This window comes from Haemophilus sp. THUN1692 (assembly GCF_059704395.1).
Genome location: NZ_AP046579.1, coordinates 1,508,728 through 1,523,735 on the forward strand (window position 1 = coordinate 1,508,728; position 15,008 = coordinate 1,523,735).

Genomic DNA, 15,008 nt, shown 5'->3' on the forward strand with positions numbered 1-15,008 from the left:
AATGGAAAATTATTTACCATCCCAAGCTTGTACTGCATCTAAACGAGCTTTGATTTTGCCTTGTGTATCTTTTTTGAAATACCCGTCAGCTAAACCGCCTTCCCAACCACCGTAGTTTGCGTTAGGTAACATGATGAAAGTTTTACCAAATTTGCCTTGGTTTTGATCAACGAATACACGACGGTCTGCATTTAATTTGCCATATACTTTATCACCGAAGTCATCTAAGTTATCGCCTACATAAAGTACGATTTCATAGCCTTGTTTTTCAATTTCTGCAAAACGAGCCGCTTTGGCTGATTTGTCTTTTTTCAAATAAAATGCAGATTCTTCCACACCATTGAAACCTAAACGTTTCATATCATCAATAGTGCCTGCTTTTTCAGAGCTATCTTTGCGGTTTGTTACGTAGAATATTTTACCTTTGTGGCTATTTACATAATTATTAAATTCTACCGCACCCGGAACGGCACGAGATTGACGCGCGTCTACCCAACGAGTCCAATCTTTACCATCGAATGGTTTGTTATTTTGAACTTGCCAACCAGCATAAGGGCTGTTATCTAACATGGTCTCATCTAAATCAACCACAACCGCTTTTTTCTTACCTTTTGCCACTTTTGCGTGATCAAATGCTACTTTTGCCGCATTGTAGGCTTGATAAGCTAATGCTTTATATTCGCCAGAATCTTGCATCCAGTTTAAGCCAAGAACAGCTTGTTGTTGTAATTGCATATTTGCGTGTTCTTCGGACTTCATTTTGTGTACGCCACAGCCAGATAAAACAAGAGCAGAAAGTGCTGCAAGTGCAGTCATTTTTAAAGTTGTTTTCATGTTATATTCCTTTTAACTTTAGGGTTAGTAAAAACGGGGAGGGGAGAGTATAGCAAACCTTTTTATTTTTTGGGGCGCTTTCTTGGTAATTCTATTAAATTTGTGATGCTCGTCACATTTTTAACGCGAGATCTAGATGTAAAACTTACCGCACTTTCTTTTTTATCCTATCGCCTTTCCCCCCTTTTCACGGTAAACTAACCGCAATTTTATTCATCACCAACATTTTTATGCGACTTCTTATTCTCATTCTTTTTGCCGTATTAGTTTTGTTTCAATATGACTTATGGTTTGGCCGTAATGGTTTCTTCGATTACCGCAACACTGCTGCAAAGATTGTAGAAAACCAAGCGGAAAATGAAAAACTGTCTCAACGCAACCAGCGTATTAATGCGGAGATTCAAGGACTAACCAAAGGTTTTGAGGCCATTGAAGAACGTGCGCGAATGCAGCATGGCATGGTAAAAGAAAACGAAGTGTTTTATCACATTGTGAAAGAGAATAAATAATGGCTCGTTCAATTATTGCGGTATTGCCAGCAGCTGGCGTGGGCTCGCGAATGCAAGCAGATAAACCTAAACAATATTTAACGCTGCTCGGCAAAACACTGCTCGAACACACACTTGATGTTATGCTTTCTCATCCTGCCGTATCTAAAATTATTTTGGCGGTGAGCACAGATGATCCTTATATTGTTAAGCTATCACTTGCCCCTAAAATTCAGTTAGTGGAGGGGGGCGCCACACGAGCTGAATCCGTATTAAATGGTTTAAACGCAATTGAGGAAAAAAATGCGTGGGTGCTTGTTCATGATGCTGCTCGTCCTTGTTTACAACACGCCGACATTGATAAATTGCTAGCCATTGAAGATGAGCATGGTGCTATTTTGGCAATTCCAGCGACGGATACGATTAAACGGGCGGATAATCAGCAATGTATTGTGAAAACAGAAGATCGTCGTCAACTTTGGCAAGCGATGACACCACAGTTTTTCCCAGTAGATATATTAAGAAATGCGCTTTCTACAGGGATTCAACAAGGTGCAAATATAACGGATGAAGCATCGGCAATGGAACTCGTAGGATTTCGACCGCACTTGGTGGCTGGGCGTAGCGATAATTTAAAAGTGACTCGTCCAGAAGATTTAGCATTAGCAGAATTTTATTTAACAAGGAATAAATTATGATCAGAATTGGACACGGTTTTGATGTTCATGCGTTTGGTGAAAATCGCCCATTAATTATTGGCGGCGTAGAAGTGCCTTATCATACTGGGTTTATTGCGCACTCTGATGGCGATGTGGCATTACATGCCTTAACCGATGCTATCTTGGGCGCCGCGACTTTAGGTGATATCGGAAAGCTTTTCCCTGATACGGATATGCAATATAAAAATGCTGATAGTCGTGGGCTATTGCGTGAAGCATTTCGTCAAGTGCAAGAAAAGGGATATAAAATTGGTAATGTGGATGTCACTATCATTGCACAAGCACCTAAAATGCGTCCACATATTGATGCCATGCGTGCCAAAATAGCTGAAGACCTACAATGCGATATTGAGCAAGTCAATGTGAAAGCAACGACTACTGAAAAACTAGGCTTTACAGGAAGACAAGAAGGAATTGCTTGTGAAGCCGTTGCCCTTTTAATCCGACAATAATTGTTTATTCTTAAAAGTGCGGTGAAATTTTTAAAAGAATTTCACCGCATTTTTATTTTTGTGATCTAGATCACAGTTTTAACCTAGGAAAAGGCATACCATATTCTTGTACAGTGAGTTTGTAGCTGATAACACAGACTATAAATGAAAAGATTTAGGCGCAAGAATGGATGTTTGTGCCATTTGGCATTGCGCTGTGCACTTTGCCTATTGGGTTTGGCGGGCTGTTGTCTGACATTCCCGATTGTCCCTAATCAGTGATAATGGCAGTGGGTGATAATTCACCTTTGTTATTAAAGTGGCCATTGGTGAGAGGAAACGTCCATTTATGGACGAGGGAGCAATGGAGGGCTTCAGTTCGCCTTTTTGCTCACCAACCTTGTTGTTAGGTGCTATGTTGTTAGTTGACGTTGACTAATGGAATATGTACGTTTAACGCAGATATTCCATTAGTTAAGCTATTTAGCGTGCTTAATTTTCTAAAAGTCTTAAGAATCTTATTACTAAATCAACCGTCCTTATTTATACATTTAACCAAAATGTAACTGGACCATCGTTTGTTAAACTCACTTGCATATCCGCTGCAAATTGTCCTGTTGAAACAGATAATTTCTCACCGCACTTTTGAATAAAGTATTCATATAATTCATTAGCCAATGCTGGGGGTGCACCTTTTGAAAAACTTGGACGCAAACCTTTTTGTGTATCCGCCGCTAATGTAAATTGAGAAACAATAAGTAATTCACCTTGTGCTTGTTGAACATTTAAGTTCATTTTGTCATTTTCATCACTAAAAATTCGATAATTAAGGACTTTTTCAGCAAGTTTATCCGCTTTTTCTTGGTTATCTTCTTTTTCTACACCAAGCAAAACCAATAAACCTTTGCCAATTTGTCCTATTGTTTCACCGTTTACATCAACTTTTGCTTGGGCGACACGCTGGATTAAGGCAATCATTTTAATCCCTCAATAAAATTCGGTAACCATGCTTCGGCGTAGCCTTCTTGATCATCCACGTTTAGCACGTCAATTTTTAAAGTCTCGCAAATTTTTACCGCATTTTTTTCTTGAAGCACTTGCTCCACTTTGTCTGCTGCATAGCAAAAAGTATCATAATCAGAATTACCTAATCCAACGACGGTAAAACGAACATCTGAAAAATCGCTTTGATTTTTAGCTAATTCATCAAATAGAGGTTTTAAATTATCTGGCAACTCGCCCGCACCATGAGTTGAAGTCACAACAAGCCAAATTTTTTCATTTTCGATGTTGGATAGACTTGGTCCGTGAAAAAGAGCGGTAGAAAAACCTTGAGTTTCTAAAACATCGTTTAAATGTTCGGCAACATATTCTGCGCCACCTAAAGTACTGCCAGAGAGAATGCAAATGTGCATTTGATTATCCTGTATTTATTTTTCTTCCCTAACATAGGGAAAAGTAAAAGAATATTTTTGAAATGATGAAAATAAAAAGGCTTAGATTTTCTAAGCCTTTTATTACGATTAAACGTTATCAAATTTGCCAAGCAATGAACGAATATGTTCTTGCCAGTTGCGGTGTTCATTTTTCAGTTGTTCATTTTCAGTTTGTAAACTTTCGATATTTCTGTGAGATTCTGCGTTTTTCTCTTTTAATTCTTCAACTTCTAATTGAAGTAATTGGATAGTTTCTACCGCTTGTTTAATTTTTTCTTCAAGCTGGTCTAAAATTTCTAAAGACATAATGATTTCCTTTTAAATATGGGTAAGTTTGAGAGTATTTTACCCAGTAAATTTTCCTTTTTAAAGCGTTGGAGAAAAAATTATTATGCAAACGATTACGCAATGATAAAATAACGGAATTTTGCCATGATCTAGAAAAGTAAGCAGAAGGAGAATAATGATGAATCGTGCATTGGCTATTGAATTTTCACGTGTGACTGAGACAGCTGCGTTAGCGGCTCATATGTGGCTTGGTCGAGGGGATAAAAATGCAGCTGATGATGCAGCTGTGAAAGCTATGCGTTATATGCTGAATTTAATTCATATGGATGCTGAAATCGTGATTGGTGAAGGGGAAATTGATGAAGCACCAATGCTTTATATTGGTGAAAAAGTCGGTTCTGGCATGGGAGAATTGGTCTCTATCGCCGTTGATCCTATTGATGGCACGCGTATGACTGCAATGGGGCAATCTAACGCTATTTCTGTCTTAGCAGCTGGCGGTAGAAATACCTTTTTAAAAGCACCAGATATGTATATGGAAAAATTAGTGGTTGGCCCAGATGTTAAAGGCATGATTGATTTAACTTTACCACTAGAACAAAATCTTCGCCGTGTCACATCTAAGCTAGGAAAATCCCTTTCTGATCTCACTGTAATGGTTTTGGCAAAACCACGCCATGATGCGGTAATTAAACAAATGCATAACTTGGGCGTGAGAGTGATGGCGATCCCTGATGGTGATGTGGCAGGTTCCGTATTGTGCTGTTTGCCTGATGCCGAAGTCGATCTTCTTTACGGAATCGGTGGAGCACCAGAAGGTGTGGCAGCTGCAATTCGTGCATTAGGTGGCGATATGCAAGCTCGTTTACTTCCTCGTAACGAAGTAAAAGGTGATACGGAAGAAAATAAAAAAATTGCTGCCGATGAAATTCAGCGTTGTGAAGCATTAGGCGTAAAAATCAATGAAGTGTTAAAACTTGAAGATCTTGTGCGTGACGATAACCTAGTATTTACCGCAACGGGTATCACCAATGGCGATTTGCTTAAAGGTATCTCTCGAAAGGGCAATTTAGCCAGCACTGAAACAATTTTAATTCGTGGAAAATCCCGCACAATTCGTAAAATCCAATCCATCCATTATCTAGATCGTAAAGATTCTGAAATTTATAAGATTTTGAATATTTAGTTGGGACAAACAAAAGTGCGGTGAAATTTCACCGCACTTTTAAGAGGTATGTTTAGCAAGATACTACCCGCTATAATAATAAACCGCTTGAATTGCATAAGGTTTATCAAAGTTTTTACCGTCAGCACGGCTTACTTCTAAACCAAAACGATGATTTGCAAATCCAGCATTTAAACCGACCGCACTTTCAAAATGTCCACGGCTGCTTGCAACATCAAGCGCACTGTTTGTGTAATGAATTTTGCTGCTACGGTTTTTGCTAGTAATCGCATTTACTTCTGCATAAGGTTGTAAATTCCAACCATTACTTAATGCAAAGCCTTTGGCTACACGTAAACCAATTCGAGAATACACAGAAGATAAGCTATCTTCATTCTCTTGTGATGAAATATGTGTCCACGCTAATTGTGCTTTCGGTGTGATTGTCCAATTGTTCGCAAGGTTAAAGCGTTTGCCTAATTCACTCGAAATAGTATAAGCGTTGTAATGACGTTTCTCTGTGAGATCTGAGTTAGCGTGTAAACGGCTGTATTTCACGATGTTATCTACATAAATACCTTTATCTGCAAGGTAAGCTGCATATAAGCCCACGCTGTTGCTTCTTACTTTGCCATCACCGTAATAACCATTGAAATCAACGTTAGCTTGGCTGCAACCAACAAATCCACCAACACGGAGGTTATCTGTTACAGCAGCATCTGCGCCCACTTGTAAGCTATGTACGTTTTGTTTAAAGCCAGAAGTTTTACTCTCACCTGTCGATAGTGCGGCTAATTTTTGGCGAGAATTTACATTACGAACCCATACATTACCTTTTTCACCGTTTTTCATTTCGCCTAGACGTTGATGAATGCCACTTAAATCATCTTCCACTAAAAGCAATTGTGCTTGGCGAAGAGAAACTTGTGCATTCGCTAAGTCTGAAAGTAACGGTGCGCTTAGTAGAACTGCAGGTGGTACTACTGGATTACTTGGGGTTACTACTGGATTACTTGGGGCTATTACTGGGGTGCTAGGCGTTACCACAGGTTTGCTTGGAGTCACCACAGGTTTACTTGGTGTAGCTGGTGCAACAGGTGGAGTTGGGGTGACTTCATTTTTAGAGTTCGCTAATACCCAATTATTTCCCTCTTTGGTTAGGAAATATTGGTAAGCCCCTAAATCTACACGATTATTCGGGTTCGTTAAGCTAAATGCAGCATTACCGCCATTGGTTTCGACAAGTGTCACTTTTCCGTTAGCAATATTTGCACCTTGGTTGGTTACACCAATTTTATGATTACCTTCAGCAGTGCCTTTAACAACGATTTTATTTGCATTGTTATTGGCAATATTTGTGTAAAGATTAAATGTGCCAGAGCCAGTAAGATTTTCCGTGATAGTTAATACAGCATAAGGCGCTTTGGTGCTAGTTAAGGAAACGGCTGAATTATTTAAATGCAAGTCAGTTACTTCTGAGTTATCAACTAAATACCATGTAGAATTGTTAGTGAGGTTTAATGTAACAGGCGTTTTATTTTTGTTGTCGTATTGTTTTACCACACCATTCAACTGAGAGTTATCTGCATTCAAAATAAATCTCGGTGAACTTGTCTTTTCACCTTCAGCTAAGTCCGTATAGGCTAGTTCAGGCATGTTTAACCCTACAAGCACTTTCGCATCAGGTACTTTAGTATTTTTTAGATTAACGGTAGTTGAGTCGTAATTATTTGTTTCATCTCGAGAATCTTGTTTATTAGTAAAAATAACTACTTCTCCAGTGTTATTTTTAATGTTGGAATTTGTAATGTTGGTTACGCCACTATCAAGTATAAAACCTAAACCTTTACTTTGACCTTTTGCTTTGATAGTGATTAAGCTGTCTTGAATATTTAATGTGGTATTATCAGATATGTATGCAACAGAAGATGATTTATTGGTGCCTGCTGGCTATAGCGTGATATCTAAATTTTTGATATGTAATGTTGAGTTTTCGGCATCTATAGCAGTGCTGTTATCTCCCCCCAGAAAAATAGAGGAGTTGGTAATATTTGCTGTAGATTTATCAAATAGTTGGTACCCTATGCTTTCTTTAGCCGAACTAACAATTCTCACTGAATCAATATCAATGGTACTATTACTCTGAAGTTCAAATGCTGAATTTCCTGAAACTGACTCTCCCTCTTGATTAACTGTCGAAAGTCCCTCAAATAAATTGATATTGCCGGTGTGGAATTTAAGATTTGCATCTCTCAATTCAAAAACAGAACTTTCAGGAAAAGCCTTCGATAATGTGAAAGTGCTATTAGGTTTGATTTCTAATGAGGTAGGTCCATTAGAAAATTGAGGAGCCAGGAAAATTAATGATTCTGTTGGGTAATCCTTATTGTCTAGACCATTTTTCATTCTAAAAGATATATGGGCTAGATTATTTTTATTTGTTAAATCATAGCCATAATCTGAATAAAAATTCATATTTTTTACTTCAGAGTCAGTTCTTTCTGGATTCTTATATACGGTACCTTCATATAATTTATAATCAATGGCCCATGCCGAATTAACTAATCCTAACGCCATAGCCACCAAACTTACTTTAAAAGTGCGGTTAAAAATTTTATTGTTTTTCATATTAATTCCTTTGGATTATAAAAAAGCCAACTTATTGAATAAGTTGGCTTAAATTTTACTGGTTTAATAATTAACCCGCAACTGCGATACGTTTCATATCAGTCATATAACCACGTAATTCTTGACCGATTAATTCAACAGGGTGGTTGCGAATCGCATCGTTTACATCGCAATATCATAAATGGGCTAATTCCTCATAAACTATCAAGACAACCATTTATGAAACCTCACTATGCTAAAATGCATCCTCCACCTAAAACGGAAGAAAACCGCTTACGTTTGATAATTTTACAGCTTAAACCTATCGTCGAATCTTAGCAGAAAATAGCATCATTCAAAGTATGTCTAGAAAAGGGAATTACTCGGACAATACCGCAATGGGAAGTTTCCTTGGGCGATAAAAAATGGAATATTTTTATAGTCAGAAATTCAACACTAGAGGGGGAGGTAGTTGATACAGTTAGAGATCATTTGGATTACTATAGCCATCGACAGATTCAACTAAAATTAAAAGGACTGAGTCCGATACAATATCGAAAACAATCCTTTAAATCACAGTCTAACTTTTTGGAGTCAGATCAATTTTTACCGCACTTTCGATTTTTATAAACTAATTTCTAGCTGTTCATAAGCTTGTTTTACTTTTTCCAACGCTTTTTCAACGGATACATCACGCGCAAGTAAAACGCCTAAACGTCGATGACCATTCACTTCACCTTTACCAAATAATCGAATATTAGTATGAGGTTGTGCCAATGCTTGTTCAATTCCACCAAATTGCACGTTTTGTGATTTGCCTTCCACAACAATAGCTTTAGATGCTGATGGGCTAATCAACGTAATTTCGGGAATTGGTAAACCTAAGATCGCACGAGCATGTAAAGCGAATTCAGAAAGCTCTTGAGAAATCAGCGTTACCATTCCTGTATCATGAGGACGCGGTGATACTTCATTGAAAATTACCTCATTGCCACACACAAACATCTCTATACCGAAAATACCGAAGCCACCCAATGCCCCAGTAATCTTATCAGCAATCGATTGCGCTTTTGATAATGCAATATCCGACATAGCTTGAGGCTGCCAAGATTCCCGATAATCACCATCTTCTTGACGATGACCTATTGGCGCAAGGAAACTTGTACCATTGATATGACGAACTGTCAGTAACGTGATTTCATAATCAAATTTGACAAAACCTTCAACAATTACTCGACCTGCCCCCGCACGCCCACCTTCTTGCGCGTAATCCCAAGCTTTTTGAATGTCATCTTTAGACTTTAAAATGCTTTGCCCATGTCCAGAAGAAGACATAATTGGTTTCACCACGCAAGGAATACTAATTTTTTCGACCGCACTTTGAAAGTCCGAAAAATTATCCACAAATTGGTAAGGCGAAGTTGGTAACCCTAACTCTTCTGAAGCTAGACGACGAATCCCTTCACGATTCATCGTAAGTTGAGTTGCTTTTGCAGTCGGCACAACATTAAAGCCGGCTTGTTCTAATTCAACCAAAGTGGCCGTCGAAATAGCTTCAACTTCGGGAACAATGTAGTCAGGCTTTTCTTTCTCCACAAGCGCTTTCAATGCTTCACCATCTAACATAGAAATGGTGTATGCACGATGTGCCACTTGTTGTGCTGGGGCATTTTCATAGCGATCGACTGCAATAACTTCAACGCCTAAACGTTGCAATTCAATCACTACTTCTTTGCCTAGTTCACCAGAACCCAACATCATTACTTTGGTTGCATTAGGGGTTAATGCTGTGCCAAGTGTTGTCATGATTTCTCCTATTTTAATAACGAATCATCGAGTGCCAAATCTTCATTTTTATTCACGCCTACACCGCGTGCGATAACATTTTTTGCAATTTCATGTGCTTCTTTCAAAGAATGTTCGGTATAAGTACCGCATTGATAGATATTTAATTCAGGAATAGTTGTTTGATCTTGAACACCTAAAATATCCTGCATTGAAGCTAGCCAAGCTTGTGCTACTTGCTGTTCATTTGGCGTACCAATCAAGGACATATAGAACCCAGTGCGACATCCCATCGGAGAAATATCAATAATTTCAACGTTATCGCTATTTAAATGATCACGCATAAAACCCGCAAACAAATGTTCAAGCGTATGAATACCTTTTGGAGGAAGAATTTCTTTATTTGGAATACAAAAACGTAAATCAAAAATGGTAATGTCATCACCTTTTGGCGTGCGCATCGTTTTTGCAACACGTACTGCTGGTGCATTCATTTTGGTATGATCCACTTTAAAACTATCAAGTAATGGCATAAAGTTTTCCTTATAAATCAGTAAATTAAAAATAAATTTGAATAAATGTTCATTTTTTGCAAATTCTAATGAACTTTATGGCAAGGCTCATTGTCTTATGTAACAAGCAACTTGCAGTTGTTTTAATAAAATTGGTTCCTTAGGTTATTTGCCCCACATTCATTGTGGGGCTTTTTTTATCCCGAATTTTTATTTAAAAAATTTTCAGAAAAATTTGAACTTTCTCATAAAGTGCTAGTCTCATAGAACAAGCGACTTGCAGTTGTTTTAATAAAATTGGTTCCTTAGGTTATTTGCCTAGCATTCATTGTGGGGCTTTTTCTTGCGCATTTTATAATAAGAATGGGGCACTAAAAAACAATAACGCAACATAACGAACCAGTTTTCCAATAAAGATAAAGACGCTACTTACCACAAAATTTAATCTTAACCAACCTGCTATGGCGCAAAATAAATCACCAACTACAGGCAGCCAGCTTAAAAGTAAAGTAATCGCCCCATAACGCTTTATCTGATTCATTACCCATAAAGTGCAGTGATTTTTTGGATCAAATTTTGGCATCCATCGCCCAATCCCGTAAGTAGTTAAACTCCCCAATCCATTGCCAAGCGTGGCGAAAAAAACGAGTGCCAATATATCTGTACTAAATAAAGATCCCAGCGCCAATTTAGGGACTGCAAGAGCAACAAACACCACTTCTGAATTACCTGGTAATACCGTTGCACTCAAGAATGCACTGACAAACATGAGGCATAACGCATGAGTTTGCCAAAAATCAGCACTAAAAAATGAAAAAATATCCATTATCTTGGCGAAATGATTTCTCGTGTACGCACATCAAATACGTCCATTCCCGCATTTAATCCCGCTTGTACACCTAAATCAGCATCCTCAAATACGATACAACAACTTGGATTCGCTTGAATTAATTCCGCACAACGTAAAAAAGTTTCTGGATGTGGTTTATGTTCTTTTACATCATCTGCACTGACAATGGCATTAAAGTAAGGTGCGATAGCCAGTTTATCCATCAACATATCAATAATTTTACGGTGTGAGCCAGATCCCAGCGCAATCGGCTTTTTCTGATGGAAGGATTTAACAATCTCAAAGGTTGGCAATAACTTTGATTGAGTCGGAATAAGTTGGTAAGACAATTCACGTTTTGCAGCAAGCACATCCTCAATTCGATCTCGTGGCATATTCGCCGCTTTCATCATTTCCCCCGCGATGGTTCGAACCGTCGCCCCGCCGAAGTTATACATAATTTGGCAATCAAATTCATAGCCAAATCGCTCTCCCACCATCGTCCAAGCCTGCGCATGTACAGGCATGGTATCGATTAAAGTTCCATCCATATCAAAAATCAATCCTTCATATGGATTGAACATCTCATAATCTAACATTTTTACATCCTTACAAATTTTTACCATTTTGCTACAAAACTGTGATCTGTGCACTATTTTATTTCAGTAAAGTGCGGTAAAGTAGTGGACAAATTTTGAACTAATAAAAACAAATGCGGTTATTTAAGCAACTAGAACGTTGGAAAATTCGCAGGCAAATAAATCAATCTATTATTGATGTAGTATTTCGTTTACGAGATCGATTAGCTCATTACTGGCAAGCTGATGTGAATACGCCTCAAGTGGATTTTATGCTGCTACACATTGCTTGCAGCTTAGGTCGAATAGAACGAGGGGGTTGCGTTTCACCACTTTATCCAGAAATGCTCGAAGAAATTCAAAGTGCGGTCATTTTTCCACAAGTTTTAGCTATCCATCAAGATTTACTCAACTTGATGCCGTTTTTCATTCCTGAAGCAGAACAAACCTATTTTTTAGCGAGCATTCATTCTTTGGTTCTTGAACAGAAACAATTAAAATCTGTGATGTTATATAAATTAGCCCACTTATAAAAAATGACCTAGCTTTTAGACTAGATCATTTTTATATCTTAACGATATTTATCTAAAAATTTGTAATATTGAACACCAATCTTTGTCGCAAGATCTTTGATAATTCGACCACCATAAACAGAAGGAACTTTCAGGCCTTCAAAAATAGATAAACGTTCATCGTCACCCAAAATCGCCTCAGCTACAATTCGCCCTGCAAGACCAGTCAAAGCAACACCGTGACCAGAATAACCATGAGCAAAATAAATATGCGGAGAAATACGACCAAAATGTGGCGTTGAGTTTAATGTCATATCAATCGGGCCAGCCCAGCCATAATCGATTTTTACATTTTCAAGTTGCGGGAATACGCGCAACATATTTTTCCGCATAATCGTGACCATATCTTTTTCTGAGCTAGAATCACTACCAAAGAGCAAGCGATTGTCAGCACTCAAACGATAATAGTCTAATAATAAATTGTTATCGCACACCGACATTCCATTATTAATAACAGAATCAGCAACCGCTTGACTTAACGGCTCTGTGGCAATAATAAAACTTTCTACAGGTAATATTTTACGATTAATTCCGTGGTGAATAGATTTTGGGAGAGCATCAATATAAGCATTGATGGCTAAAATAACGTCTTGAGAAATAACCGCACTTTTAGCTGTTTTAACCTCAACGCAACCATTTTTCTCAACCATATCCACTACGGGAGATTGTTCAAAAATCTGAACACCCAGATCGACACAAGCTTTCGCTAAACCTAAGCAATAATTAAGTGGATGTAAATGCCCTGAGTTACTATCAAATAAGCCCCCCACATAAATATCACTGCCTAAGTGCTGTTTTAATTTAGCCTTATCCCAAAGTTGCATATTCTGATAGCCAAAATTTTCATGACTTTCTTTTTCAATTTCAATTAAGTCATCCATTCTGCGTCCATTTAATGCCAATGTGGCATAGCCTTTTTTCCAGTCGCATTGAATGCCATATTTTTCAATACGCTCATCAATAATATCAATGGCCTCTAATGACATATTCCAAAGTTTATGCGCTTTATCTTCGCCAACTTGTTTAACGTATTCATCAATGCCTTCTTCAAAGCCATTAATTGCTTGCCCACCACTACGACCAGAAGCGCCAAAGCCCACTCGAGCGCCCTCTAATACAATGACTTTTTTTCCTTTCTCCGCCAGTTCTAATGCCGCAGATAAACCAAAAAATCCAGCCCCGATCACACACACATCAGCATGTTCAATTTGAGTTAACGGCGGGAATTGAAAATCTTGGTTACGAGAGTCGAAATAATAAGAGCGAACGTGTTCTTGATAGGCAAAATTAAGCATAAAAAATCTCTTAGGAAAAAACTGGCAAAATCTTACCCCGAAAGGGAAATATGTCAAACCTTTTACGAAAAAAATGCTATACTGCGCACGCGCAAAATTTGTGCGTTTTATGATGAACGATAACCCTCGGAGGTCAATAAATTGAAAAAATTCTTTGCTCACTCACTCAAAAATCTTTTCCTTTCCACCACCGCACTTTTCGCGGTTTCCGCTTTTGCCAATAACAAACTTTACGTTTATAACTGGACAGACTATGTACCTTCTGATTTAGTCGCACAGTTCTCTAAAGAAACCGGCATCGAGGTGATTTATTCTACCTTTGAAAGCAACGAAGAAATGTACGCGAAACTCAAACTTACTCAGAATACTGGCTCTGGCTATGATTTGGTGTTTCCATCAAGTTACTACGTAAATAAAATGATTAAGGAAAAGATGCTTCAACCGATTGATCAAAGTAAATTGACCAATATTCATCAAATCCCTAAACATTTATTAAATAAAGAATTCGACCCAGAAAATAAATATTCATTACCTTATGTTTATGGACTTACTGGTATTGAAGTTAATGCTGATGAGATTGATCCTAAAAGCATCACCAGCTGGGCGGATTTATGGAAACCTGAATTTAAAGGCAAAGTTCTCATGACCAGTGATGCGCGTGAAGTATTCCACGTAGCATTATTGCTTGATGGTAAATCGCCAAATACCACCAATGAAGAAGACATCAAAACAGCTTACGAGCGTTTAGAAAAACTTTTACCAAATATAGCGACCTTTAACTCTGATTCGCCAGAAGTCCCTTACGTACAAGGTGAAGCAGCAATTGGTATGATTTGGAATGGTTCTGCTTATTTAGCACATAAAGAAAATCCATCTCTCCAATTTGTCTATCCAAAAGAAGGCGCAATTTTCTGGATGGATAACTATGCAATTCCAACTACAGCAAAAAATGTTGAAGGCGCGCATAAGTTCATTGACTTCTTACTTCGTCCAGAAAATGCCAAAGTTGTAGTAGAACGCATGGGCTTTTCTATGCCAAATGAAGGAGTCAAAGCATTACTCAGCCCAGAAGTTGCCAATGATCCGAAATTATTTCCACCAGCATCAGAAATAGAAAAAGGGATTATGCAAGGTGATGTTGGAGAAGCTGTCGATATTTATGAAAAATATTGGAGCAAATTAAAAACCAATTAATTTCTCAATTTAGAAAACAAAAAAGTGCGATGAAATTTGATCTGCACCCCAAAAGTTGGACTAACCAAACCAACAATTGAGGTGCAGATTTTATTATGGGTAAACACTACATAATCGAATTTAAATTACAGGTTCTTCAATCTATTCTTAATAGAAAAATGAGTATTAAGAATCCACTAGTATTTATAATAAACAAAACTAATGGTATCATTTTCTATCAGATGGAGGCATATCGTCGATATCCTTACTGAAAATGGCAGTATTCAAAGTATGTC

At 37.9% G+C, this 15,008-nt stretch carries 17 protein-coding genes and 1 pseudogene; 6 read left to right on the plus strand and 12 right to left on the minus strand.

Annotation, left to right across the window (positions count from 1 at the left end):
* Positions 1 to 9: 9 nt before the first annotated feature.
* The gene (gene hel / locus AC6H0A_RS07645) at positions 10 to 834 is read right to left on the minus strand and encodes a lipoprotein e(P4) (RefSeq protein ID WP_005640898.1); all 825 of its coding nucleotides are present in this window, start codon (positions 832 to 834) and stop codon (positions 10 to 12) included.
* 230 nt (positions 835 to 1,064) lie between these two features.
* On the opposite strand from hel, the gene ftsB reads away from it, so the two are divergent.
* The 3 genes from ftsB to ispF are packed head-to-tail and all read left to right on the plus strand — an operon-like array spanning position 1,065 to position 2,493.
* The gene (ftsB, locus tag AC6H0A_RS07650; RefSeq protein ID WP_179230793.1) at positions 1,065 to 1,343 is read left to right on the plus strand and encodes a cell division protein FtsB; all 279 of its coding nucleotides are present in this window, start codon (positions 1,065 to 1,067) and stop codon (positions 1,341 to 1,343) included.
* Positions 1,343 to 2,020, plus strand: coding sequence for a 2-C-methyl-D-erythritol 4-phosphate cytidylyltransferase (ispD, locus tag AC6H0A_RS07655; RefSeq protein ID WP_005640894.1), 678 nt, complete (start codon positions 1,343 to 1,345; stop codon positions 2,018 to 2,020). The genes ftsB and ispD overlap by 1 nt, the downstream gene beginning before the upstream one ends.
* Positions 2,017 to 2,493 carry a 2-C-methyl-D-erythritol 2,4-cyclodiphosphate synthase gene (gene ispF / locus AC6H0A_RS07660; protein ID WP_005640892.1) on the plus strand — a complete coding sequence of 159 codons (477 nt, stop codon included), beginning with the start codon at positions 2,017 to 2,019 and terminating at the stop codon, positions 2,491 to 2,493. Before ispD ends, ispF begins: the two co-directional genes overlap by 4 nt.
* A gap of 522 nt (positions 2,494 to 3,015) precedes the next feature.
* On the opposite strand, the gene dtd is transcribed toward ispF, so the two are convergent.
* The 3 genes from dtd to AC6H0A_RS07675 all read right to left on the minus strand — a co-directional run bounded on the left by dtd (position 3,016) and on the right by AC6H0A_RS07675 (position 4,214).
* Positions 3,016 to 3,450 (minus strand): D-aminoacyl-tRNA deacylase, encoded by a 435-nt coding sequence (gene dtd, locus AC6H0A_RS07665; protein WP_005640890.1) that lies wholly within the window; start codon positions 3,448 to 3,450, stop codon positions 3,016 to 3,018.
* A complete protein-coding gene (mioC, locus tag AC6H0A_RS07670) occupies positions 3,447 to 3,887 on the minus strand; it encodes an FMN-binding protein MioC (protein ID WP_005640888.1) in 441 nt (146 codons plus the stop codon). Before mioC ends, dtd begins: the two co-directional genes overlap by 4 nt.
* 108 nt (positions 3,888 to 3,995) lie before the next feature.
* The gene (locus AC6H0A_RS07675; RefSeq protein ID WP_005627167.1) at positions 3,996 to 4,214 is read right to left on the minus strand and encodes a cell division protein ZapB; all 219 of its coding nucleotides are present in this window, start codon (positions 4,212 to 4,214) and stop codon (positions 3,996 to 3,998) included.
* A 160-nt stretch (positions 4,215 to 4,374) separates the two neighbouring features.
* On the opposite strand from AC6H0A_RS07675, the gene glpX reads away from it, so the two are divergent.
* Entirely contained in the window at positions 4,375 to 5,382 is a 1,008-nt protein-coding gene (glpX, locus tag AC6H0A_RS07680; protein WP_005640885.1) for a class II fructose-bisphosphatase, read from the plus strand.
* A gap of 63 nt (positions 5,383 to 5,445) precedes the next feature.
* Here the strand turns inward: glpX and AC6H0A_RS07685 are convergent, their stop codons facing one another.
* From AC6H0A_RS07685 to AC6H0A_RS07715, 7 genes and pseudogenes are all read right to left on the minus strand, one after another.
* Positions 5,446 to 7,017 carry an autotransporter outer membrane beta-barrel domain-containing protein gene (locus AC6H0A_RS07685; RefSeq protein ID WP_497512612.1) on the minus strand — a complete coding sequence of 524 codons (1,572 nt, stop codon included), beginning with the start codon at positions 7,015 to 7,017 and terminating at the stop codon, positions 5,446 to 5,448.
* A gap of 294 nt (positions 7,018 to 7,311) precedes the next feature.
* Entirely contained in the window at positions 7,312 to 7,989 is a 678-nt protein-coding gene (locus tag AC6H0A_RS07690; protein WP_005640881.1) for a hypothetical protein, read from the minus strand.
* A gap of 70 nt (positions 7,990 to 8,059) precedes the next feature.
* Positions 8,060 to 8,158, minus strand: a pseudogene (locus tag AC6H0A_RS07695) (NADP-dependent ketol-acid reductoisomerase); the annotation flags it as partial.
* 434 nt (positions 8,159 to 8,592) lie between these two features.
* Positions 8,593 to 9,774, minus strand: coding sequence for a formate-dependent phosphoribosylglycinamide formyltransferase (gene purT / locus AC6H0A_RS07700; protein WP_179230792.1), 1,182 nt, complete (start codon positions 9,772 to 9,774; stop codon positions 8,593 to 8,595).
* A gap of 8 nt (positions 9,775 to 9,782) precedes the next feature.
* On the minus strand, positions 9,783 to 10,286 hold the full coding sequence (gene luxS, locus AC6H0A_RS07705; protein ID WP_005640878.1) for an S-ribosylhomocysteine lyase: 504 nt from the start codon (positions 10,284 to 10,286) through the stop codon (positions 9,783 to 9,785).
* 331 nt (positions 10,287 to 10,617) lie between these two features.
* Positions 10,618 to 11,091: a YqaA family protein gene (locus tag AC6H0A_RS07710; RefSeq protein WP_005640876.1), complete on the minus strand. Its 474-nt coding sequence runs from the start codon at positions 11,089 to 11,091 to the stop codon at positions 10,618 to 10,620.
* A complete protein-coding gene (locus AC6H0A_RS07715) occupies positions 11,091 to 11,693 on the minus strand; it encodes a beta-phosphoglucomutase family hydrolase (RefSeq protein ID WP_044232484.1) in 603 nt (200 codons plus the stop codon). Before AC6H0A_RS07715 ends, AC6H0A_RS07710 begins: the two co-directional genes overlap by 1 nt.
* Positions 11,694 to 11,806: 113 nt before the next feature.
* Here AC6H0A_RS07715 and AC6H0A_RS07720 point away from each other — a divergent pair, with 113 nt between their 5' ends.
* On the plus strand, positions 11,807 to 12,205 hold the full coding sequence (locus tag AC6H0A_RS07720) for a hypothetical protein (protein WP_005640873.1): 399 nt from the start codon (positions 11,807 to 11,809) through the stop codon (positions 12,203 to 12,205).
* A 38-nt stretch (positions 12,206 to 12,243) separates the two neighbouring features.
* On the opposite strand, the gene AC6H0A_RS07725 is transcribed toward AC6H0A_RS07720, so the two are convergent.
* Positions 12,244 to 13,539, minus strand: a complete 1,296-nt coding sequence (locus tag AC6H0A_RS07725) for an NAD(P)/FAD-dependent oxidoreductase (protein WP_005640872.1) — start codon at positions 13,537 to 13,539, stop codon at positions 12,244 to 12,246.
* Between the two features lie 141 nt (positions 13,540 to 13,680).
* Here AC6H0A_RS07725 and AC6H0A_RS07730 point away from each other — a divergent pair, with 141 nt between their 5' ends.
* The gene (locus AC6H0A_RS07730) at positions 13,681 to 14,733 is read left to right on the plus strand and encodes an extracellular solute-binding protein (RefSeq protein ID WP_005640871.1); all 1,053 of its coding nucleotides are present in this window, start codon (positions 13,681 to 13,683) and stop codon (positions 14,731 to 14,733) included.
* The last annotated feature ends 275 nt before the right edge of the window (positions 14,734 to 15,008 follow it).

Bases quoted from the DNA above. Each gene is read 5' to 3' on its own strand.
- AC6H0A_RS07715 (WP_044232484.1), bottom strand. From the start codon at position 11,693: ATGTTAGATTATGAGATGTTCAATCCATATGAAGGATTGATTTTTGAT.
- AC6H0A_RS07690 (WP_005640881.1), bottom strand. From the start codon at position 7,989: ATGAAAAACAATAAAATTTTTAACCGCACTTTTAAAGTAAGTTTGGTG.
- dtd (WP_005640890.1), bottom strand. From the start codon at position 3,450: ATGATTGCCTTAATCCAGCGTGTCGCCCAAGCAAAAGTTGATGTAAAC.
- AC6H0A_RS07720 (WP_005640873.1), top strand. From the start codon at position 11,807: ATGCGGTTATTTAAGCAACTAGAACGTTGGAAAATTCGCAGGCAAATA.
- hel (WP_005640898.1), bottom strand. From the start codon at position 834: ATGAAAACAACTTTAAAAATGACTGCACTTGCAGCACTTTCTGCTCTT.
- glpX (WP_005640885.1), top strand. From the start codon at position 4,375: ATGAATCGTGCATTGGCTATTGAATTTTCACGTGTGACTGAGACAGCT.
- purT (WP_179230792.1), bottom strand. From the start codon at position 9,774: ATGACAACACTTGGCACAGCATTAACCCCTAATGCAACCAAAGTAATG.
- ispD (WP_005640894.1), top strand. From the start codon at position 1,343: ATGGCTCGTTCAATTATTGCGGTATTGCCAGCAGCTGGCGTGGGCTCG.
- AC6H0A_RS07725 (WP_005640872.1), bottom strand. From the start codon at position 13,539: ATGCTTAATTTTGCCTATCAAGAACACGTTCGCTCTTATTATTTCGAC.
- AC6H0A_RS07685 (WP_497512612.1), bottom strand. From the start codon at position 7,017: ATGCCTGAACTAGCCTATACGGACTTAGCTGAAGGTGAAAAGACAAGT.
- ftsB (WP_179230793.1), top strand. From the start codon at position 1,065: ATGCGACTTCTTATTCTCATTCTTTTTGCCGTATTAGTTTTGTTTCAA.
- ispF (WP_005640892.1), top strand. From the start codon at position 2,017: ATGATCAGAATTGGACACGGTTTTGATGTTCATGCGTTTGGTGAAAAT.
- AC6H0A_RS07675 (WP_005627167.1), bottom strand. From the start codon at position 4,214: ATGTCTTTAGAAATTTTAGACCAGCTTGAAGAAAAAATTAAACAAGCG.
- AC6H0A_RS07710 (WP_005640876.1), bottom strand. From the start codon at position 11,091: ATGGATATTTTTTCATTTTTTAGTGCTGATTTTTGGCAAACTCATGCG.
- mioC (WP_005640888.1), bottom strand. From the start codon at position 3,887: ATGCACATTTGCATTCTCTCTGGCAGTACTTTAGGTGGCGCAGAATAT.
- luxS (WP_005640878.1), bottom strand. From the start codon at position 10,286: ATGCCATTACTTGATAGTTTTAAAGTGGATCATACCAAAATGAATGCA.